A 21884-nucleotide genomic window follows, 5' to 3' on the forward strand; every position below is an offset into this window, starting at 1 on the left:
ATAAAAGAGGGATGCCGGCGCATCCCTTTACCCCTTAATTATCCGTCCCAGCGTTGGGCGTGAACAGAGCCTGTCCGTAATCCGACACCCCGTATTCACCAATGAGCTTTTGGACTTTTTCAGAGCATATCCATTTGATAAAGGCGTTGGCCCCATCGATGTTGGTATTCGGGTATTTGTCCGGGCTGACGGCGATGACGCCGTATTGATTTAAGAGGTTTTTGTCCCCTTCACAAACAATATCAATATCCATGGGGACATCCGCATCCTTGGACATCTTAAGCCAGGTTCCCCGGTCCGTTAAGGTATAGGCCTTCTGCTCATTGGCCATGGTCAGGGTTGCCCCCATGCCCTGGCCGGATTCCACGTAGTTCGGATTCTGGGTGGGATCCAGGGACAAGGTCCTCCAAATCTTCTTCTCCTTCTTATCCGTTCCGGAATCATCCCCCCGGGAAACAAAGGGGAGCTGCTGATTTAAAACCGCCGTAAACACCGTGTTAATATCCTCGGTCTTGGCGATGGGTGACGATGGACCAACCACCACAAAATCATTGTACATCACCGGAAAACGCTCTACACCATAGCCCGCTTTCACAAATTCATCCTCGCTGGCCTTGGCGTGGACCAGTAAAACCGCCACATCACCATTTTCACCCATTTTAATGGCTTCGCCCGTTCCCACAGCATCCCATTTCAGGGTATAGCCCGTATCCTCCTTAAAGATTGGCGCCAGATAATCCAATAGGCCCGTATCATCGGTGCTGGTGGTGGTCGCCATGAGCAAATCGCCCTTATCTTCCACTGCTTTCTTCTGGGTTCCGCAGCCCGAGAGCATCAAAACCATACTTAAAATCAAAAAAATCCCTATCCATACTTTTTTCATAACACACCTCTCTTTTTTGATTCATACTTTAAAATCCCTTGACCTCGGACATCTGCCCCCTTAATCAACACTCCTTTCCAGGGCCTGCTGACTCTTTTGCCATTGATTTGATGGCTCCACCCCGGATCACCCGGGTATAACACATTTCCTGCTGGAGGGCACAGCGCTCCATTCCCACCGGGCAATTTTTAAAAGGACATCCCTTCCCCCTTTGGGTAATGACCACCTGGGCCTCCCCAAGGGTCAGAACATCCCCTTGCTCCAGGTTGGACAAGCTCCCTTTAAGGATTAAGTTTGCCTTGACCCGGGGAAAGCACAGCCCAGGTGGGTCCTGCTTTTCCATCCAAGCCTCTCCGGCACTGCCCATAAGGGTCAGCTGTTTATCCCCACCCACGCTGTGGAAATCTCCCTCCAGACCTTTGCCCTCAACTAAAAACCCCTGGGATAGGGCCTTTATGGGACTGCCCTTTTCCCACTGGCACTGTATTTTTTCAATTTGATATCTTTTCAAATGCGGTTTCTCCCTTATTCTATTCTATATCTTATTATACACGATTTCAATCTAATTCGTACCCTTTTTCTTTCGCCCCGGTGCTTTCTAAAAATGCTTCTGGTCTTTTCCAGTGAAATCGGCTAATATAGAACTATGACATCCGCCCGAATAAACATAAAAGGATACTATCGATAACGAGGAGATAATAAGATGATTAACCTGACCATTGATGGCCAATCAGTGTGTGCATCCCCTGGAATGACCATACTCCGGGCCGCCCAAATCGCTAATATTGAAATTCCAACCTTGTGCTACTTTAAAGATTTTTCCCCGGAGGGAAGCTGCCGGATGTGCCTGGTGGAAGTGGTGGGTGCCAGACGCCTTGAAACCGCCTGCTCCACCCCGGTTTCCGAAGGGATGGTGGTCTATACCAATAACGCCGCCGTTCGCCGGGCCCGACGCTTCGTCCTGAAAATGCTGTTTTCAGAGCACAAATTTGACTGCCTGACCTGCTATCGCTTTGACACCTGTAAATTTGTGGAATACAATGGCAATTGCATCGAATATGACGAGGAAAAATCCTTTGGCCAGACCTTCGAAAAAAATGCCCCCATTGACGATTCCAATCCCTTCTACACCTATGACCCCAATAAATGCATCCTATGCAATCGCTGTATCAAGGTCTGCGAACACCTCCAGTGCAACCATGTCCTCTCCCGGAGCGAGCGGGGCTACGAAACCGCCATCGGCCCGGTCTTCAAGATGCTTCGGGGGGATAAACGTAGCCATTGCGTCAGCTGTGGGAACTGCATCGCCGAATGCCCCACAGGAGCCCTGGCCCCTAAGAAATACGTTCCCCTGCCCTCCACCAAAACCGTGGAAACCATCTGCCCTTATTGTGGCGTGGGCTGTACCCTGAAGCTTAAGGTGTACGATAATAAAATCACCGATGTTATGAGCGTGCCCGGCCATGTCAATGATAACCTCCTCTGCGTCAAAGGGCGATTCGCCTACGATTTCGTGGGGAGTCCAGACCGTCTGAAGACCCCCCTGATCCGCCGAAATGGCCAATTGGAGCCGGCGACCTGGGCGGAAGCCACTGCCCTGATCACCGAAAAGCTCTCCGCCGCCGTGGCCCAGGGACCCCAGGCCGTAGCTGGCTTCTCATCGGCCCGGTGTACCAATGAGGAAAACTACCTCTTCCAGAAATTCATCCGCACCGTGGGCCAAACCAATAATGTGGACCACTGCGCCAGACTTTGTCATGCTTCCACCGTAGCGGGTCTGGCCCGATCCTTTGGCAGCGGTGCCATGACCAACAGCATCGATGAAATCCCCCTCATGGACGTCATTTTAGTCTCTGGCTCCAACACCACCGAAACCCATCCGGTCATTGGGGCCAAGATCAAGCAGCGGGTCCAGGCCGGAGCAGCCCTCATCGTCGCCGAGCCCCGGCACATCGAGCTGGCCGACTACGCCGATGTCTTCCTGCAAATCCGGCCAGGCACCAACGTGGCCCTCTTTAACGGCCTGATGAAAGCCATTTTAGACGAGCATCTGGAGGACCGGGCCTTCATCGATGCCCGCACCGAGGATTTTGAAGCCTTGGAGGCCTACTTAAAGACCCTCACCGTAGAGGAATGCGCCGCCATCTGCGGCGTAGACCCCGAAGACATGCGACGTGCCGCCAGACTGTACGCCACCAAGGCTACCGGGGGAATCTTCTACTCCATGGGTGTCACCCAGCATGCCACCGGCACCGACGGGGTAATGAGCACCGCCAACCTCGCCATGATCACCGGAAAAATCGGACGTCCCGGCTGTGGGGTCAATCCCCTCCGGGGTCAGAACAACGTCCAGGGGGCCTGCGATATGGGTGCCTTGCCCGGGGATTACACCGGCTACCAAAAGACGGCCAACCCCGAAGTCGTCGCCAAATTTGAAAAAGCCTGGGGAGTTACCCTGCCCACCAATACTGGACGCACCGTCACCGAGATTGTAGACGATGTAGAAGAAGGCATTGTGAAATTCCTCTACATCATGGGGGAAAATCCCCTGGTCTCCGACCCCAATACGGGCCACGTCAAAGCCGCCTTTGAAAAGGCCGAGTTCATCGTCCTCCAGGATATTTTCCTGACCGAGACAGCGGACTACGCCGACGTGGTTCTGCCCGCCACAGTTTACGCCGAAAAGGACGGTACCTTCACCAATACCGAACGCCGGATTCAGCTCCTGCGAAAGGCCGTCACCGCCCCAGGGGAAGCCCGGGAGGACTGGCGCATCCTCTGCGATCTGGCCCAGGCCATGGGAGCCCCAGGCTTTGACTTTAACAGTACCGCTGAGATTATGGACGAAATTGCGGCCGTTACCCCCAGCTATGCCGGGGTATCCCATGCCCGTCTGGATCGGGGAGACCGCATCCAATGGCCCTGTGCCCATGCCGATTCACCCGGAACCCCCTTCCTACATCAGGGGAAATTTACCCGGGGCAAGGGCAAGTTCAATATCGCCCAGTATCTGCCCCCGGAAGATCAGCCTGATGATGCTTATCCCATGATCCTCATGACCGGACGGATTCTCCAGCACTACCACACCCGGACCATGACCATGCGCACCCCGGGCATCCAGCAGCTCGTTGGAGAAGCCTTTGTGGAAATCAATCCCCAAACCGCCCAGAACTACGGCTTTATGGAAGGCCAGCTCCTCCAGGTGACCTCCCCCCGGGGCACCGTCCAGGCCAAGGCCGCCTTTAACCAGGGCATTCAGGAAAACACCCTGTTCATGCCCTTCCATTATGGCGATACCGGGGCCAACTGCCTCACCGGGGGAAGGGTGGACCCCATCGCCAAGATCCCGCCCTTTAAGGTCTGTAAGGTCAACCTCCGGCAGGTGGATTAGTGGTCCCGGAGCATCAGCGTGACCGATTTTAAAACCGCTGCTATTCTGGTGGGAGGCAAAAGCACCCGGATGGGGCTGGATAAAAAAAATCTGATTCTGGGGGAGGAAGGACTGCTTCAATCCATCGTCCACCAGCTATCCCCCCTCTTTGAGGATATCATTGCTCTGGGCTGCCCCCGGGAGGCGGTGGCTCCGGTAGCGGGCATCCGGGCCTTTTATCCCGATGCCCTGGCCACCGCCGCCTCCCTCACCGGGATTTACACCGGGCTGTGCCATACCGAATCCCGCTATCTCTATGTAACGGCCTGCGATATGCCCCACTACAATCCCCGGTATATCCGCTATATGATGTCCCGACTGAAGGAAGACCCCACTAGTGGCTGCGTCACCCGTTACCAGGAGTGGATTGAGCCCTTCAATGCCTTTTACAGCCCCTCCCTTCTCCCCACCATGGAGGCTTTCCTTAACAACCGGCGAAAAAGCATCTTTAAATATCTGGAAGGGGAATCCATGACCTATATCCCCGAAGCCACCGCAAGACGCTTTAGCCCAAACTGGGAGATGTTCTGTAATTTGAATACTCCCAGGGACCTGGCCACCCATTTAGGAGGACCCCATGACTATTTATCGTGAAGAAATCGAAAAAATTACTCCCAGGGGTATTCTGCGGATGGAGGACCCCATGGTGCGGGAATATCCTGTAGCCCTGACCCTCAACGGCCAGGGGATTATCACCCTGATGACCCTTCCCCGGGACCTTGAGGAACTGGCCTTGGGTTTTCTCTCCCTGAAAGGATTGATTCCAGGGATGTCTGCCGTCACCGATCTCACCATCACCCCATTTCCGGATTCACCCGGTGCCACCATCGCCGTCACCGCCACCACCACGGGATCCCATCAGGGAAATTTTTTTAGTCTCTCCGAGGAGAGCATTGCCTCACCCCATAAAAAAAGAGGGCACTGCCCCCTGACGACCTCCTTCGAGGCTGCCATGGATCGTGCCCACATGGATGCGGATGCTTTATTTCAAATGATGGAGGCCTTTAGCCGAAAATCCGAGGTCTTTGTTCAAACCGGGGGCGTTCACAGCATCGGCCTGTACAAAGACGGGCAGCCCCTTTTATTCTACGACGATGTCAGCCGCTACAATACCTACAATAAGCTCTTCGGGGGCATCCTCCGCCATGGGCTGTCCACCCCGGGGACAATGCTCCTCACCACCGGCCGTATCCCCTCGGAGGTCATGGGCTGGATTATCGCCCGGGGCATTCCCTGGGTATTATCCATCTCCGCCCCCACCCAGGGCAGCGTCCAGCTGGCCCGGGAACACGGGGTCACCCTGATGGGCTTCGTCCGGGGAGACCGGCTGAATTTTTACGCCTAGACTTCCCCATAGGCATGGGCCAGGGCATCACTCATGGCGGCCTGGCGGCAGTGGGTACAGAGGGTCTCCCCGGGTTGTCCTGCTTTTTTAGCGGCGTATTGCAGCTCTGAATAGGTGCCCAGGGGGGCGCCACATTTTTGGCAGAACACCAGGGGGAAGCGCCGTCCCCATATTTCCCGGTCTGTGGGGTTTTCGGCAAAGCGGATGGCCCCGGTGGGGCAGACCTTGGCACAGGATAAGCAGCCGATGCAGGCATCACTGGGCTCATCGTAGGGGGTGGCTATTTTTTTCTCCGTCCCCCTTCCGACAGTGGCAATGGCCCCGGTGCCAATGGCACTGCAGGCTTGGGCGCACAGGCCGCACATCACACATTTTTCATTTTCAATGGCGGCAAAACGGCTGCCGTCCAGGGCGCCGTATTTTTCGCACAGGGCTTTAATCTCCGGGCTTTCCGGTGCCCGAAGGGCCAGGAGCATCAGCACCGCCGCCCGATCCCGCTGTACCCGCTCGCTATTGGTGTAGACCTCAATGGATTTATCCACAGGGTAGACGCAGGACACCACAATTTTGCTCCATCCACCTTCCACCACCTCCACAATACACAGCCGGCAGCTGGCCAGTCCATCCATTCCCGGATGATGGCATAGGGTCGGAATATCGATGTGGTTCCGCTTGGCAATATCCAGGAGATACTCGCCCTTTTCACAGGTATACACCTTATCGTCAATTTTAATTTCAATCATCTCGAACCCCCTACAACAATTCCACGGCCAGGGAATGCGCCGTTTTCTGATGCCCTGCCCCTTTTTTCACGGTGATGACCGCATCAAAGCGACAGGCTTCCCGACAGCTTCCACAGACGATGCATTTGGCTGGATCGATGGTATGGGGCTCCTTCTTTCCGCCGGATATGGCATCCACCGGACATTGGCGACTGCAGGCACCGCAGCCCACGCACCCATTTTTATCGATGGCAAAGGCTGTCAGCACAGTACACACCCCCGCCGGGCAATAGTGGTCCCGGATATGGGCCTCGTATTCCTCCCGGAAGAATTTAATGGTGGTCAGTACCGGGTTGGGGGCGGATTTCCCAAGGCTGCACAAGGAGGCGTCCTCCATGGCGTGGCCGATGGTTTCCAGGAGCTCGATATCCCCCTCCCGGCCCCGGCCTTCACAGATATCCGTCAGGATTTCCAGCATCCGTCGGAGTCCCTCCCGACAGGGGGTGCATTTTCCACAGCTTTCCTCACAGAGAAATTTAGTGTAATACCGGGCAACCTCCACCATACAGCTTCGGTCATCGATGACGATCATCCCACCGGAGCCCATCATGGCACCGTAAGCCTTAAGGGTGTCAAAATCCACCTCTAAATCCAGCATGGACTCTGGGATACAGCCCCCGGAGGGCCCTCCGGTTTGGACAGCCTTAAAGGGACGGTCCCCCAGGATTCCCCCGCCGATATCGAAAATCAAGTGGCGCAGGGTAGCCCCCATGGGAACCTCTGCCAGACCAGTTCGTTTGACCTTCCCCACCATGGCAAATACCTTGGTGCCTCCGCTTTTTTCCGTACCCACCTGGGCAAAGGCAGCACCGCCATCCCGGATGATCACCGGGATATTGGCCAGGGTTTCCACGTTGTTGAGCACCGTGGGATGATCCCAAAGGCCCCGCTGTACCGAGCGGATATATTTTGCCCGGGGTTCTCCAACCCGGCCGGCAATGGAGGCCATAAGGGCTGTGGATTCTCCACAAACAAAGGCCCCGCCTCCCCGGACCACAGAAAGCTTCAGCTTACGGCCGGTGCCCATGACAGAGGCGCCTAAGATTCCCCGGTCCTCGGCAGCGGCGATGGCCCCCCGCAGCATCCGTACCGCCAGATCGTATTCATCCCGGACGTAGAAAAAGCCCTCCTCGGCACCAATGGCGATGGCGGCAATGGCTAGACCCTCCAGCACCACATGGGGGTTCCCCTCCATGAGGGAGCAGTCCATAAAGGCACCGGGGTCCCCCTCGTCCCCATTACACACCACATATTTCGGAAAGACATCGTACCCCGCCGCCGTGCGCCATTTGCGCCCGGTGGGGAATCCAGCACCACCCCGACCCCGAAGGTTGGAGGCTTCCACCTCATGGATAATAGCCCCGGGTGTCATGGTGAGGGCCTTCTGTAAGGCCTGGTATCCCCCGGCCTCTATATAGTTATCGATGCTTTCAGGATCCAGCCAGCCCAGGTCCCTTAAGGCAATCTTGTGTTGGTTGGCGTAGAAGGGGTGTTCCTGCTGGGTTTTTACCCGTTTCCCATCGTTGTCCTTCCCCAGAAGGCCTTCGATGATTTCTCCCCCTTCAATGGTCCGCTCCACAATGGCCGGGACATCCTTCACCTTTACCTTATAGTACATAATACCCTGGGGAAGAATCTGGACCACGGGACCGCTTTCACACAGGCCGCTGCATCCGGTCTTTTTGATATCAGTCTGGACTTCGGCGGAAAGGTTTTTTTCAGCAATGATCTGCCCAAAGGCCTCTGCTACAGCCATGCTGCCATTGGCCCGACAGCCAGTCCCGCAGCAAATCAGGATTTTCTGGTCCTTCATCCTTCATCCTCCTCTACACATTCCTCTAAAATAGCCTTTAGCTTGTCCAGGGTCACCTTGCTGTGGTAAACATCATCCACCACCACCACGGGTGCCAGGGCACAGGCCCCCATGCAGTTGACCGTTTCCAGGGAAAACAGCCCGTCCTCGGAGGTTTCCCCCGGGGCCAGTCCCAATAAGCGCTTAACCCCATCCACAATGGTTAAGGATCCCCGGATATGGCAGGCGGTGCCATCGCAGCATTTGATGATGTGCTTACCCTTTGGCTTTAGGCTAAGGGCCTTGTAAAAGGTGGCCATGGCGTAAAGGCTGGCCTCCGGTCGGCCAAGGTATTCTGCCAGGGCCATAAGCCCGCTCCTCGGAATATACTGGAAGGTCCGCTGCATATCCTGCAGTATGGCCAGGGCAAACCGCTCATCCCTGGGATAGGCCTCCATAATTGTTCTGATTTGATTCGGTGTGATGTCCAACGCTGTCCTCTCCTTTCATCCCCCGGCCACCACCGGGAAAATTGCAACGGTATCCGACGGCACAAGGGGCGTGTGGATGCCGTTCAGATGCTCCACATGGCGGCCATTGACCAGAATGATGATTTCATCCCCCAGGGTCTCCCCACCCGGAGCCAGGGCCACTCCTCTAAAATCTTTTCCATAGCGGTCGCTGAGCTCGTGGATTAAGGTGTAGACATCCGGAACAGCTTCCATATCGATGGCCTTGGTGCCGGTGTAATCCCTTATATAGGCAAAGAACTTTACTTTCATGGCTCCCCCTTCTGCCGGATATCGGCCTTCTGTACCCAAGGGGGGCTTTCCGCCATCCACCGGACAGCGTGAAAGCCCCATTATTTTTAAAATTTAATCCCCCTTAAAGATCCAAGGCGGTCTTCTTTTCCGGCGTCGGCACACCATCGCCATCCCATCCCCTTAAGGTATAGTATTCCTCAAGCATGGTGTAGAGCTCGTTCACCCGTCCCTTGGCAGGTCCTGCGGGCAGGGCTTCCCGGAGCAGCCGTGGCGGCAGGGTATCCTTTTCCACACCAGCGGCAATGTTGAACATCTTTTCCAGGTTCCAGACCCGTTCCCCCTTTAAGAGGATGTCTTCGTCGGATTCATCACTGCCCACTGCCTGGCGATAGGCTTCGGCGTACTCGGGCAAGCCCAGGCTAAAGGAGGTGAACAGACACATCCCCATGGAATCGATGAGGGCGGTGAGGTCCTGGAAGGCTTTAAGCATTCCGGCCTTTCCCTCGGTGACCAGGGGGTCCATCTTAACGGGGAGTCCCAGGATTTCCGGAGCGGTCATATACCCCCGGACATGGCACCCTCCACGGTTAGAGGTCGCGTATTCCAGGCCGATACCCTGCTGGGCACGGCCGTCGTAGGCCGGCATTTCCTGCTTTTTCACCGTCATGGACAGCTCCGGATGGCCGTACTTTTCAGCCATGCGGTAGGAGCCCTGAGCGATGAGATGGCCAATGCCTTCATCCTCACAGACCATTTCCACCAGCTTAACCACGACCTCCGCATCCCCGAAGCGCACTGGGAATCCGATATCCTCTTCAGGGATATAGCCGGCTTCGTACAATTCCATGAGACAGGCAATGGTAGAGCCCAGGGTAATGGGGTCCATGCCGTATTCGTTGCACAGGAAGTTGGCCTTGCACACCGCGTCCAGACGATCCACACCACAGGCCGCCCCGAAGGACCAGCCCGCCTCGTATTCCGGGCCTTCTCCAGCAGACTTAAAGGGGCCATCCTTCACATGAACGATCCGTCCGCAGCCGATGCAGCAGCCAAAGCAGGCCTTATCGCGCACCAGGTATTCATCCACTAAGGCTTCCCCGGAGATGGCTTCTGCCTGTTCAAATACCGCACCGTCCCGGCCATTATTCACCGGCAGGCTCCCGCTTTCATTGAGGATGTTCACCAGGATTTCCGTTCCGTAGGCAGGAAGACCACCACCGGTGACGGGATGGGCCAAAAGCTTGGTCCGGCAATCCGCCATGGAGGCCATAAAGCCTTCGTTATTGGCCACGCTCAGGCCACCGCTGCCCCGAACCGCCACAGCCTTCAGGTTTTTACTGGCCATAACGGTCCCCAGACCACCCCGGCCGGCTGCCCGATGCTTGTCATTCATCACCCCGGAGTACAGGCATCCCTTTTCTGCCACGGGTCCCACACAGGCAATGCGAAAGCTTTCGCCGCATTCTTCATTGAGCATATCCGTGGTTTCAAAGACGGTTTTCCCCCAGAGATGGTCTGCATCCCGGAGCTCCACCACATCATCCTTGATGTAGAGGTACACGGGTTTTTCGCTGGCATTTTCAAAGATGATGCCGTCATATCCTGCATATTTAAGCTCGGGGCCAAAGTATCCCCCGGAATTGGCCGCGCCGATGGTCCCCGTCAGGGGCGCCTTGGCCACCACCTCATAACGGCCGCCGCAGGCTGCGGCAGTCCCGGTCAGGGGGCCGGTCATAAAGATCAGCTTGTTTTCCGGGCTCAGGGGTTCGACCTTGGGATCGACCTCATCACAGAAATACTTGGTGCCCAGACCCCGGGCCCCCACATAGTCCCTGGCCAGATCCATTTTGAGGGGCTCTGTGGCAATGGACCCCGTGGCCAAATCGATTCTCAATAGTTTTCCAGTCCATGCGTTCATGAAATCGCCTCCTCTCCATATGCGTCCCGCAGTCCATCGGCCACCGCTTTTTGACGGTTTTTATCCTCGGTGGCGTCTGCATATTCAATGGCCCCCGTGGGGCAGTATTTTGCACACTGGGGATCGCCATCGCATAAATCGCATTTGTGGAGTCTGCCGGTGGCGGGATTGATGCCGATATTCCCCAGGGGGCAAGCATTCAGGCACATCTTACACCCAATGCACTTGTCCTGGTTCAGGGTGACCAGGCCGTCTTCGCCCTTGGTCATGGCCCCCACCGGACACACCGCCACACAGGATGCATCAGCACACTGCAGGCACATCACCGGGACCGAAATGGCCGCCGCCTCATAGGCAAAAACCGTCACATTGGACAGTTTTGGATTAAAAACCTGAAAGTGCCCAAAGGAACATACCGTTTCGCATGTTCGACAGGACAAGCATTTCTCAGGCTTGATCAACAATTGCTTCGCCATAAAATTACCTCCTGGAAATAAAATAACACTACTATAAAAGGGTCCGTCCCCTTTATAATAGTGCCTCCTTTGCAAATACGGCAGGCCCGGCTGTTGCCAGTCAAACCCATGGTTCCACCCATCCCTGTGGGATGCAATGGACTCGGAGTTATTTAATTGATTTCATTATACGCCCATCTTCTTAGGATTGCAAGTCCTTTGCAGAATGAAGTTGGAACCATTGTGGACCTTCCCCAACCTTACGCTGTTCCCAAACTAACGGCATTCTTTATTCCATAATTTTCAGCATTCAACCCCATCAACTTCGTATGATGTGTCTATTCTTCCTTTATTTAATTGACATTGTATACCGATCGTAGGAAAATAACCATGAAAGGAGTTGATAACAATGGCAACAACACCAACCCAAATTCGAATTGACGCCCAGATCAAAACCCAGGCTACCAAATTATTCAACGATCTTGGCATGGATATGTCCAGCGCCGTTAACATCTTCCTGCACCAATGCATTCTCCGTGGTGGTCTTCCCTTTGAGGTTGCCCTACCGAGCTATAATCAAAAAACCCTATCTGCTATGACACAAGCCCGGCAAATTTCCAGAGACCCCGAAGTAATGGGATATACGACCCTGGATGACTTGAAAAAAGCCTTAGATGCCGACTAGATGTATACCTTAAAATTTACCACCGCCTATAAAAAAGGCTATAAGCGGATTAAAAAGCGCGGCCTTAGCCTTGCCCGTCTCGATGCTGTTATGGAAATGCTTCCCAAGGGCCAGCAACTACCGGATAAATATTATGATCATGCCCTCAACGGTTCTCTGGAGGGGTTTCATGAATGCTATATCCAACCGGACTGGTTACTGATCTATCTTATTGATGATGCTATTCTGACCTTAACCCTTGTGGATACCGGCAGCCACTCCGATCTTTTTAATCTATAGGATAGGAATTATCTGAAAGTCACCCGCTGAGGGTGGCTTTTTTGTCTTGCCCCGGATTTACTCTGAAACAAACATCTTTTCCAGTAGGGATTGCCGTTTAGCGCATCAATCCTCTGGGACAGACCTTTTTCAGTTTCCTGGATTTGTGCTTCAATATCGAAGAAGGTAGTGTCATAATTTTCCGGGTCCCAGAGGTATCACCAAGCTTGCTTAACCCGGTTTGCAGGGTCGTGAATACACCATCAAAGACTTTTTTTATGAGTACTCGAAATCAAACGGCCAAATGTGGAAAGGGCATCATGAACATCGGCTAATCAAATCCTCTGTATCGTCATTATCTATCAGGAATCACAGCTCCCGGTCTTTATAAAATCCGTACATTAAAAACACCTCCCCACCACAACGATGAGGAGGTATTTTTCGTGAATACCAGCTTATTTTTTAATGGCCTTAAAGGCTTCGGTCTGGGCTGTGATGCCCTTTTCTGCGGCAAAGCGTTCGATACTGGAAGCGCCGAAGAAGCCATCGATACCTTCGATACGTTCAATGACATACTGGGCATCTGCCGGTTCGGCGATGGGGCCACCATGGCAGATGACCATGATCTCCGGATTGACAGAGCGGCCGGCTTCCATAATGGCCCGAACCTTTTCCACACAGTCGTCCAGGGTCAGGGCTGTTTTCGCCCCGATGGTTCCCTTGGTGGTCAGCCCCATATGGGCCACCAGAATATCCGCACCAGCTTCCGCCATGGCCTTCGCCTGATCCTCATCAAAGACATAGGGGGTGGTCAGCAGGCCGATTTCATGGGCCTTGCGAATCATTTCAATTTCCAGACCGTAGCCCATATCCGTTTCTTCCAGATTCTGACGGAAGACCCCGTCGATGAGGCCGACGGTGGGGAAGTTCTGTACCCCGGAGAAGCCCATATCCTTCAGCTCTTTGAGGAAAACCTCCATAACCCGGAAGGGGTCGGTACCGCAAACCCCGGCTAGAACAGGGGTGTCTTTAACAACAGGCAGGACCTCGCTGGCCATTTCGCAGACAATCGCATTGGCATCCCCATAGGAGAGTAAGCCCGCCAGAGAGCCCCGTCCCGCCATCCGGTAACGCCCGGAGTTGTAGATAATGAGCATATCCGCCCCGCCGGCTTCGCTGCTCTTGGCCGTAATCCCAGTACCGGCACCCACGCCCACTAAGATTTCCCCGGATGCCACCTTAGCCTTATAGCCCTGTACGATTTCTTCCCGTGTTTGTTTGTTCATTGCGATTCTCCTTTTTTTAATTATTTATTTTCCATTAAATCAATGAGCTGCTGGGCTGCTGCCTTGGCAAAGTCCACATCATTGATATGGCAGTCCATTTCCCGAAGGGTCACCTTATCCTGATCCAGACCATCCCGGATGGCATCGAACAGGGCCGCATCCTCCTCGGGTCCGTAGAAGGGTTCCCCCTCTGCGTCGATCATGGAGACCCCTTTCAGGGGCAGCATAACCACCGTCGGGCCAGTGGTATCCCTTAGCTTCTCCGCAATCTTCTGGCCGATGGCCTGATTTTCATCCACAGTGGTGCGCATGAGGGTAATCATGGGATTATGCTTGTAGAGGTTCCGCCCGGCAAATTTGGACGGTACACTGTCCATGGGTCCAAAATTCACCATATCCACCGCCCCCACGGAAACCACCTGGGGAATCCCAGCCCGGCCAGCGGCCTCCAGACGGTGTTCCCCAGCCGCCAGCATACCGCCAACCAGCTCGTCCGCCCACTCGGTGGTGGTGAGGTCCAATACCCCTTCAATGAAGCCGCCATCAATTAAGGCTTCCATGGATTGTCCACCGGTTCCTGTGGCGTGGAAAATCAGCACCTCGTAGCCCCGGTCCTCTAAGTATTTCTGGGCCTCGGTGAGGCAGGGCGTGGTCACTCCGAACATTGTCGCCCCAATGAGGGGCTTCTTTTCAATCTCATGGGTGTCCTCAAATTTCACCATACCCGCAATGGCAAAGGCGGCATTGGCAAAAATTTTAGTGGAAATGGAATTGAGTCCCGCCACATCCACCACCGAAGGCATCATCACAATATCGCTGGTCCCCACGTAGCCAGAGACATCCCCAGAGGCCATGGTGGATACCATGACCTTAGGCACCCCAATGGGCAGGGCCCGCATGGCAGGGGTAACCAGGGCCGTGCCGCCGCTTCCCCCAAAGGAGAGGATGCCGTCAAACCGACCGGCCTCGTACAGCTGGGTTACCAGAATTTCCATCCCCCTGGAGAGGATCTCCGTGGCGTAGGCCCGATCCCCCCGATGGACAATTTCCTGAATATCTGCTCCCGCAGCCGCCGCAACGGCGGCATTGGACACATCCGGTTCGAACACAGGTTCAAACACGCCGGTATTAATGGTCAGGGTCTTCAGTCCCAGGCCCTCAATGAGGTCCTTGACGTAAGCGTACTCCCTTCCCTTGGTATCAAAGGTTCCTGCAATGGCAATTGTCTTCACATTCGTCCTCCGTTTCCGATACCCCTCGGTATCAACACCTTTCTATGGCCATAGAAAAAACAGTATCATTAAGATCTACCCTAATCATACTGTCATCTGCGGTAAAAAGCCATGTGTTATTGTACGGCGGATTTGTCTTTTTGTATTAATGACATTTATACGTTTTCGGTGAAGCTCCCATGGTCTTTTTAAACATCTTACTGAAATGGGCCACATCTGGATATCCCACCATGGTTCCGGCCTCAGCCACCGTTACCCCGCGCTTCAGAAGGGAGGCAGCCTTCTTCATGCGATAACTCAGCAGATAATCCTGGAGGGTGCAGCCCACCTCCTGCTTGAAGCGGGTGCTTAAATGCCCCCGGCTCACCCCGCAGAGCCGGGCGAGGTCTGAAAAGGCGATCTCATTCATGTAATTCTGCTTGATGTATTCTTTGACAAAGGCTGGATAATCGTAATATTTGGTAATACCGGTGAGCATTTTCTGCATAAGGGTATCCTCAGTAAAGCGCTGGGTGGATTTAAAAGCCTGGGTGATATTGAGGAGGGCCTTTTCCGTTGGAATCCGGTCAAAGGACGATCCGCCGATGTAGCCATGGGTCTGGGTATTTTGATACATGTATTGAACGTCCACCGGGTCCTTTAAAGGCCCGCCGTAAACCATCTTTAAAATCCCTGGCCGCAGGGTATCGCAGACCTCGAAAATGGCGTTGATTTTATCCTTGGCCGCCACCAGGGAGAACACCTTGGAGGCTCCTAAAAGGCCTCCCCCAGTCAGCCCTAAATGGACGCACAAAACATCCGCCCCGGCCCGGATCATCTCTTTGGCCTGGTCGACATTAAAGGCAAAGGCAACAGTGGCCATGCCCAGCTTATGGGCGTAGGCAATGGCCTGGACCTCCGCTTCATAACACAGACCCGAGGCCTCCAGGGCATCGTGGAAATCCCCATCGTAAAAACCGATGGTGGGGTAATTATTAATCCCGGTGAAGCCCCAATTCCGGATGGCTTTGATATAGGTCTTGATCTCCAGGGTGGGATCCGTGGCATTTAAGCCAAAGAACACGGGAAAATCCCTGGTCATGGGAAGTAGCTCCCGTTTAGCAAAGGCCGCCACCATCTCGTTGCTGTTGGCGTAGGGCATCAGTCCCCCCAAGGATCCCCGGCCCATGCTCCGATAAATGCCAGAGCTCAGGGCCAGGATAAAATCCGCCCCTCCCGCCATGACATACTTGGCCGTCAGACCGGAACCACAAACCGCCCCGATAATATGCTCCCCTGCATCGGAAGCCTCATACAAACGCTTTAGGAAAACCTGTCGTCCCTCCATTGGCCACCCCCTCTATTTTTTCAGTATATCACGTTTTCTCCGTCTTTCAAGAAATTCAAGGATAAAATGAACGGTGAGATTAACGGTAATGATTCCAAAGACAATCCCAAAGATCATTTCTGACATTAAGCTGACATTGCTCCAAAACCGCTGTTGATCAAAAATAACGATATAGTAGGTGCTATAGTAAAAGTACTTCCCCGGGAGCAGAATGGTTAAGATGGGGAGCAGATAGGTATTTGTATTACTGTCCTTCACAATTTTAGAGAAAATCATGGCATATCCGGTGATAAAAATGGAACACCAATAGGTATTGGCAATCACCCCCATGCCGGTCTGCTGCAAAAACACCCATAGCCCCGCAGTGGCCAATCCCCCCAGAATAATGGGGACAAACCGCTCTAAGGAGGCTTTAAAGACAATGGCGTAACCCAGAACCCCAATTCCCGCTGACAGCACAAGCTTGGGAACCGGTGTCACCATGGCCGTCTCATTGGGGGCAAACTTAAAGACGAGCATGGCAATCATAAACCCCAGGGCAATGGCACTGGTGGTCAGCATGGCCTGGAGGATGCGCAGGGTCCCGCAGACAATATCCCCCCCAAATAATTCCCGGATACCATTGGCCACCTGAAGGGTGGGGATGAGCAGCATAATAATCCCAATGGCAATAAAGGAATAGCTGACCACAAACCCAAGCTTGAGGAAAATGGCCGCTAACATCCCCGAAAAGGCCGATAGTAAAATTGTCGTGGCCATATTGTTAAAATACTGAAGAATGTGATCCTTACAAAAAAGCAAAATAAACCCGATGAGTCCCGAGCATAGTGCATCCAAAAGAGACCCATCAAAGTAAAGACACCATCCAAAGGTACAGATCAGGCCGCCCATTAAAAAGACGGCTCTCGGAAAGGGCTCTGCCTGGCAAGCCGCTTCATAAAGGGCCCGACGCTGTTTCTCATCCGGTTTGTCCTGGATATAGGTCTCTGCAATCTCATTCATCCGCTGCAATCGGAAAAGATTGATATTACTATCGTAAATCCGTTTACTCAGGGAAACCTCTAAGCCACTGGGCATCCGCATCGTCCCCTGGACCACACTGATAATCGCCCACACATTGACTTCCTCAGCACCATAAGCCTTGCAAATTCGAATGACCATCGCCTCGGCGTCCGATGTTTCCCCACCGTTAACCAAAATACCCTCTGCGATATCCAGGGCCGAACGTAAAATACCCATCAGCTCCCGATATTCTGTCAGGCTGGTGCTGCCCGGTGGCGATATCCGCTCCTGGGCCCCCCTTAATATACTCTCTTTTGATTTCTGATTCATGATTGCCATCCCATCTATTCAATTCCAGTGAATCGGCCTTTTTGCCTTTATTTTTGTCTGTATTTAAACATAACAAGTTGAACGCTGGCTTAATGGGTATTCAGGATAACATGTTTTCTAATCGTTCATCACCCATGGCCTCTGCCGCTTCAAGAAGCGCCTGGGTATGGGGGAGACAAATATGATAGTGGGTCTGGATTCCCACCTTTTCACTGTCAATAATGCCCGCCTCCCTCAAAATTTTTAAATGCTGGGAAAGGTTCGGCTGGGAAAAGTCCAGGTGTTCTTTCAATTCGCAAACACAATGGGGCTTATCTAACAGGAACTGAACAATTTGAAAACGGATGGGGTGACCCAGAGCTTTTAATATTTTTACGGATCGGTCAAAAGATGCCATAGTTTACTCCTAATTAATACAATATTTATTCTATCATTATTATAAAGCAAAACCCTGTATTTTCAATCCCCCTTGACAGGCTTCCAATCAATATCCAGGATTTGCCGCCATTGAGTCACATCGTTTAGAAGTGAAAAACACCAATTCATAATCAGCACATAATAATATGCTTATATATTTATTAATTCCTTGACAGTCCTTTTCTTATGTTTTATTATATGAATATAAAGTAATATGATAAAAATAAAGGCACCGAGTCTTATGATGACTCAGAAAGAGGATTCCCATGGAACTAAAAACTTATGCCCCGGATACCCCGGGCTTAACCAAATATCTATTTTTTACCGGGAAGGGCGGTGTGGGCAAAACCAGCACCTCCTGTGCCACTGCCATGGCCCTGGCAGATGCCGGGAAGAGGGTATTTTTAATCAGCACCGACCCCGCCTCTAACCTCCAGGATGTTTTTGAAACAGAACTGGATAATAAAGGCAAAGCCATCAACCATGTCCCGGGACTTACCGTGGCCAATTTGAATCCGGAGGAAGCCGCTTCTGAATATCGGGAATCGGTGGTGGGGCCCTACCGGGGAAAGATGCCCGAATCCGTTATCCAAAATATGGAGGAACAGCTTTCCGGCTCCTGTACTGTGGAAATTGCCGCCTTTAATGAATTCTCCCATTTCATTACCGACGAAACCATCCAGGATGCCTACGATTATATCATCTTTGACACCGCCCCCACCGGGCACACCCTGCGGATGCTTGCACTGCCATCGGCCTGGAATTCCTTCATTGATGAAAACACCACCGGAGCCTCCTGTATGGGGCAGCTCTCGGGGCTGGGGGAGCAGAAGGCCATGTACGAAAAAGCGGTGGCCACCCTCTCAGATCCAAAGATGACCACCCTCATGTTGGTGGCTCGACCGGAAAAGGCCCCACTCCAGGAAGCCATGCGAGCCTCAGCGGAACTACGGGATATCGGAGTCACGAACCAGCAGCTCATTATCAACGGTCTGCTGGATGGTGAGGTCCTGGGGGATCGCATCTCGGAAAGCTTTTATTGCAAACAACAAAAGGCCCTGGCGTCCATGCCCCAGGGTTTAAGGGAATACCCCATCTCCATGATTCCCCTGCGCTCCTACAATATCAGCGGCATTGCCAATATCCGCCGGATGCTTCAGCCCGAGCCCCCCATTACAGTCCTGCCGAAAACCAGGGCTGTGGATTATCCCGGACTCTCCACCTTGATTGAGGATTTGAACCAAAGGGAAAAGAAGGTTATCTTCACCATGGGTAAGGGGGGCGTGGGGAAGACCACCGTGGCCAGTGCCATTGCCCTGGGCCTGGCCCGGATGGGCAAAAGGGTCCACCTGACCACCACGGACCCTGCCGGCCACATCAGTGCCCAGTCCCTGAAGCATCCCAACATCACCATCAGCAATATCGATGAATCCCAAGAGCTGGCCCGCTATCGGGATGAGGTCATTGGCAAGGCCCAAAAAAACGGGCTATCCCAGGCCGACATCGACTATATCGAAGAGGATCTGCGGTCACCCTGTACCCAGGAAATCGCAGTATTCCGGGCCTTTGCAGAGATTGTGGAAAAGGCTGACGACCGGGTGGTGGTCATCGATACGGCTCCCACGGGGCATACCCTCCTGCTCCTTAATTCCACTGAAAGCTATCACAAAGAAATGGAGCGCTCCCACGCGGAGATTCCCGATTCCGTCCGCCATTTGCTGCCCCGACTTAAAAATCCAGATGAAACCGAGGTGGTCATCGTCACCCTGCCAGAAGCCACGCCCTATTTTGAGGCAGACCGTCTTCAGGCCGATTTGAACCGGGCTGGCATCAATAATCGATTTTGGGTGGTTAACGCCTGTCTATCCGCTACGGATACCCGAGATCCCTTCCTCCTGGCCCGGGCCGCCGCCGAAGAAGGATGGATTTCCCGTATTGCCAAGGAAAGCCAGGGCAACGCCATTGTGATTCCCTGGCAAGCGTAATTTGAAAATAATATTAGAAAGAGGTTGTTAAAATGAGTAAAGTAGAAATTTTTGATCCGGCAATGTGCTGTTCCACTGGGGTCTGCGGTCCTGGAGTGGATCCTGAGCTCCTCCGCATGGCCACCATGGTCACCAATCTGGTGAAGCTGCACAAGGATGTCATCCGCCACAATCTGTCTGAGGAGCCCCAGGTCTATGTGGACAATGCTGAAGTCAATACCGTCCTGTTAAACGAGGGTGCCGATGCCCTGCCCATTACCCTGGTGGATGGGGAGGTCTACCGAAAGGGAAGCTACCCCAGCAATGAAGAACTCATGGAGTGGACAGGAACCGACCGCTCTGAAATGGCCATGGCCATGCTCCAGGAAAAGCTCTCCAAATCCTCCTGCTGCTGCGGTGGTGATAAAGGCGGAGACGGTGGCTGCTGCGGCTGAACATTTTCCATGACAAGCCCCCGAAAATGGGTTAAACTAAAAGGACGACGTGAAAGGGGAACACCATGATCACCGACATCCTAAAAACTTTATCGGACCCCACCCGGCTGCGTATTTTAAACCTGCTCTCCCACGGGGAAATGTGTGTGTGTGAGTTGGAATACCTTCTGGGCATCAAGCAGTCCAATCTCTCCAAGCATTTAGGCATTTTGGACCGGAATCATTTGATCCGCCGGAACCGGGTGAATAAATTCGTATTCTGTCAGATTAACGAGGAGGGGCTCCATCAGTACGATTTTCCCAGAGAAATTCTGTCCCTCATCCAATGTGAGGAGCCCTTTTGTACCGATGAGCAAAACTATCGGGACTATCAAGCAGGCCCCCTCACCTGCGACTGCCTGCCGATCCTGCTTCTGGAGGAACGGCTGACGAAAAAAAGAGGATAAGGTATTTTAAAAACCGCCAAACCCCTGCAGCCTGCCATGCGACAGCGCCTTGGGGGTTGGCGGTTTTTTAAATGTTATCGGCCCGGGGATACAACAACTCCCGTGGCGTAAAGATAATGATCGATTAAATCCTTGATGCGGTCTTTAATCAGGGCCTCGGCCCAGGGTTCCAGGCTACCGGCACAGACCCGGTCATACTGTCTTGGCATATACTGACTAATGAGTGCCCGGGGGAGGGGTTCATTGTTCAGATTTTCCATTAATTCGGCCAGGGCCTGCTGTACGGGCGCTTCTCCAAAGACGTATCGCACCCGGTCAGAGTAGCTGTACTTCATTTTGAGGGTCAGATGATCTTCATCATAATATCGCTTCCAATATTTAGGGGTATGATAAAGGGTTTTTAACAGCGTGCTCTTAAATTGGGACCGCTTCTCCTCGTCCCGCACCACCTCCTGCTCCATGGCTTCCAGGGCAAAGCAGGCCTCCCGACAGGCAAAGGTAAGGGCTGGCCCCACCTTTAAAATGGCGATGCCATCCTCCACCATCTGTCGAAGGTTCCTGGGGGTTTGATAGTCAGTGGAATGTCCTTCGAACACCAATCCGGGATGATGGGTCAGACTCTGGCAAAGGGCTGCCGCCCGCTTCCGGTCGTAGGCCTCCACCGCATTATCCCCAAACTCCACACCGGGCTGGACCACCACACCAATAATCCGTGTGTAGGCCTCAGATGCTCCGGCGGCCTCAAAGGCCGCTTTAAAATGGGAGAGGGTGCTCTCAAAATCCTCGGGTGTGGTGACGTGGATGGATTCCTCTTCCTGGGCACCACCGGGAATGGGTACCTCACTTCCGACAATATACACCGGCTCGATGGCATCCGGATGCTGTACTAAAACCCCATTTCTGAAGGTGTCTTCACAGGCAGCGGCCAATCGGGCGGCCCGGCGGGCGATGGTGGTATCCGCCAGGGGGAGGGTCGGATCATCATCGGCCAGGCGCATGCTGGTATCTAAATGGATTTTGGTAAAGCCTGCCGCCACAAAGGCACGGACCAAGGCCTCGGCCTTATCCATGGCGGTGGCTTCCCCTTCATCCTGCCAGGTTAGGGGGCCCAGG

General features: G+C 53.5%; 22 protein-coding genes and 1 riboswitch. Of the genes, 8 read left to right on the forward strand and 14 right to left on the reverse strand.

The genetic code is table 11. From position 1 onward, the window contains the following. Positions 1–34 precede the first annotated feature (34 nt). Together BLU30_RS07930 and BLU30_RS07935 are read right to left on the reverse strand one after the other, a co-directional pair. Positions 35–883 (reverse strand): ABC transporter substrate-binding protein, encoded by an 849-nt coding sequence (locus BLU30_RS07930; protein ID WP_090245288.1) that lies wholly within the window; start codon positions 881–883, stop codon positions 35–37. A 64-nt stretch (positions 884–947) separates the two neighbouring features. Beyond that, positions 948–1394 carry a hypothetical protein gene (locus BLU30_RS07935; RefSeq protein WP_090245289.1) on the reverse strand — a complete coding sequence of 149 codons (447 nt, stop codon included), beginning with the start codon at positions 1392–1394 and terminating at the stop codon, positions 948–950. Positions 1395–1586: 192 nt separating this feature from the next. On the opposite strand from BLU30_RS07935, the gene fdhF reads away from it, so the two are divergent. The 3 genes from fdhF to BLU30_RS07950 are packed head-to-tail and all read left to right on the forward strand — an operon-like array spanning position 1587 to position 5658. Further along, positions 1587–4274, forward strand: a complete 2688-nt coding sequence (fdhF, locus tag BLU30_RS07940; RefSeq protein WP_090245291.1) for a formate dehydrogenase subunit alpha — start codon at positions 1587–1589, stop codon at positions 4272–4274. Between the two features lie 18 nt (positions 4275–4292). Beyond that, on the forward strand, positions 4293–4907 hold the full coding sequence (gene mobA, locus BLU30_RS07945; protein ID WP_090245292.1) for a molybdenum cofactor guanylyltransferase: 615 nt from the start codon (positions 4293–4295) through the stop codon (positions 4905–4907). Then, a complete protein-coding gene (locus BLU30_RS07950) occupies positions 4891–5658 on the forward strand; it encodes a formate dehydrogenase accessory sulfurtransferase FdhD (RefSeq protein WP_090245294.1) in 768 nt (255 codons plus the stop codon). The genes mobA and BLU30_RS07950 overlap by 17 nt, the downstream gene beginning before the upstream one ends. Here the strand turns inward: BLU30_RS07950 and BLU30_RS07955 are convergent. The 6 genes from BLU30_RS07955 to BLU30_RS07980 form a co-directional block, all read right to left on the reverse strand. Beyond that, on the reverse strand, positions 5655–6401 hold the full coding sequence (locus BLU30_RS07955; protein ID WP_090245295.1) for a 2Fe-2S iron-sulfur cluster-binding protein: 747 nt from the start codon (positions 6399–6401) through the stop codon (positions 5655–5657). The genes BLU30_RS07950 and BLU30_RS07955 overlap by 4 nt on opposite strands. A gap of 10 nt (positions 6402–6411) precedes the next feature. Then, on the reverse strand, positions 6412–8253 hold the full coding sequence (locus BLU30_RS07960; RefSeq protein ID WP_090245297.1) for an NADH-ubiquinone oxidoreductase-F iron-sulfur binding region domain-containing protein: 1842 nt from the start codon (positions 8251–8253) through the stop codon (positions 6412–6414). Then, positions 8250–8723, reverse strand: coding sequence for an NADH-quinone oxidoreductase subunit NuoE family protein (locus BLU30_RS07965; RefSeq protein ID WP_242873544.1), 474 nt, complete (start codon positions 8721–8723; stop codon positions 8250–8252). The genes BLU30_RS07960 and BLU30_RS07965 overlap by 4 nt, the downstream gene beginning before the upstream one ends. Positions 8724–8738: 15 nt before the next feature. Then, positions 8739–9014 carry a MoaD family protein gene (locus BLU30_RS07970; protein WP_090245325.1) on the reverse strand — a complete coding sequence of 92 codons (276 nt, stop codon included), beginning with the start codon at positions 9012–9014 and terminating at the stop codon, positions 8739–8741. A gap of 103 nt (positions 9015–9117) precedes the next feature. Beyond that, entirely contained in the window at positions 9118–10914 is a 1797-nt protein-coding gene (locus BLU30_RS07975) for an aldehyde ferredoxin oxidoreductase family protein (protein ID WP_090245298.1), read from the reverse strand. Further along, positions 10911–11390: a 4Fe-4S dicluster domain-containing protein gene (locus tag BLU30_RS07980; protein ID WP_090245300.1), complete on the reverse strand. Its 480-nt coding sequence runs from the start codon at positions 11388–11390 to the stop codon at positions 10911–10913. The genes BLU30_RS07975 and BLU30_RS07980 overlap by 4 nt, the downstream gene beginning before the upstream one ends. Positions 11391–11438: 48 nt before the next feature. Then, positions 11439–11550, reverse strand: a riboswitch (molybdenum cofactor riboswitch). Between the two features lie 228 nt (positions 11551–11778). Here BLU30_RS07980 and BLU30_RS07985 point away from each other — a divergent pair. Continuing rightward, entirely contained in the window at positions 11779–12054 is a 276-nt protein-coding gene (locus tag BLU30_RS07985; protein ID WP_090245301.1) for a type II toxin-antitoxin system RelB/DinJ family antitoxin, read from the forward strand. Beyond that, positions 12055–12333 (forward strand): type II toxin-antitoxin system RelE/ParE family toxin, encoded by a 279-nt coding sequence (locus BLU30_RS07990; RefSeq protein WP_090245303.1) that lies wholly within the window; start codon positions 12055–12057, stop codon positions 12331–12333. 434 nt (positions 12334–12767) lie between these two features. Here BLU30_RS07990 and BLU30_RS07995 read toward each other — a convergent pair whose 3' ends face one another. The 5 genes from BLU30_RS07995 to BLU30_RS08015 form a co-directional block, all read right to left on the reverse strand. After that, positions 12768–13598, reverse strand: coding sequence for a phosphoenolpyruvate hydrolase family protein (locus BLU30_RS07995; protein ID WP_090245304.1), 831 nt, complete (start codon positions 13596–13598; stop codon positions 12768–12770). Between the two features lie 20 nt (positions 13599–13618). Next, positions 13619–14830, reverse strand: coding sequence for a Tm-1-like ATP-binding domain-containing protein (locus BLU30_RS08000; RefSeq protein WP_090245306.1), 1212 nt, complete (start codon positions 14828–14830; stop codon positions 13619–13621). 145 nt (positions 14831–14975) lie between these two features. Further along, the gene (locus tag BLU30_RS08005) at positions 14976–16157 is read right to left on the reverse strand and encodes a phosphoenolpyruvate hydrolase family protein (protein WP_090245307.1); all 1182 of its coding nucleotides are present in this window, start codon (positions 16155–16157) and stop codon (positions 14976–14978) included. Between the two features lie 12 nt (positions 16158–16169). Next, the gene (locus tag BLU30_RS08010) at positions 16170–17489 is read right to left on the reverse strand and encodes a threonine/serine exporter family protein (protein WP_176770868.1); all 1320 of its coding nucleotides are present in this window, start codon (positions 17487–17489) and stop codon (positions 16170–16172) included. A gap of 100 nt (positions 17490–17589) precedes the next feature. Then, the gene (locus BLU30_RS08015) at positions 17590–17886 is read right to left on the reverse strand and encodes an ArsR/SmtB family transcription factor (RefSeq protein ID WP_090245310.1); all 297 of its coding nucleotides are present in this window, start codon (positions 17884–17886) and stop codon (positions 17590–17592) included. A gap of 286 nt (positions 17887–18172) precedes the next feature. On the opposite strand from BLU30_RS08015, the gene arsA reads away from it, so the two are divergent. The 3 genes from arsA to BLU30_RS08030 all read left to right on the forward strand — a co-directional run bounded on the left by arsA (position 18173) and on the right by BLU30_RS08030 (position 20771). Further along, positions 18173–19891: an arsenical pump-driving ATPase gene (gene arsA / locus BLU30_RS08020; RefSeq protein ID WP_090245312.1), complete on the forward strand. Its 1719-nt coding sequence runs from the start codon at positions 18173–18175 to the stop codon at positions 19889–19891. Between the two features lie 32 nt (positions 19892–19923). Then, positions 19924–20325: an arsenite efflux transporter metallochaperone ArsD gene (gene arsD / locus BLU30_RS08025; RefSeq protein ID WP_090245313.1), complete on the forward strand. Its 402-nt coding sequence runs from the start codon at positions 19924–19926 to the stop codon at positions 20323–20325. A gap of 65 nt (positions 20326–20390) precedes the next feature. After that, entirely contained in the window at positions 20391–20771 is a 381-nt protein-coding gene (locus BLU30_RS08030; protein WP_090245315.1) for an ArsR/SmtB family transcription factor, read from the forward strand. 74 nt (positions 20772–20845) lie between these two features. Here BLU30_RS08030 and BLU30_RS08035 read toward each other — a convergent pair. Next, positions 20846–21884: class II D-tagatose-bisphosphate aldolase non-catalytic subunit (locus tag BLU30_RS08035; RefSeq protein WP_090245316.1), on the reverse strand; the 1039-nt coding region annotated here is incomplete at its 5' end.

The sequence above is a fragment of the Eubacterium barkeri genome, assembly GCF_900107125.1.
Taxonomy (GTDB): Bacteria; Bacillota; Clostridia; order Eubacteriales; family Eubacteriaceae; genus Eubacterium_O; species Eubacterium_O barkeri.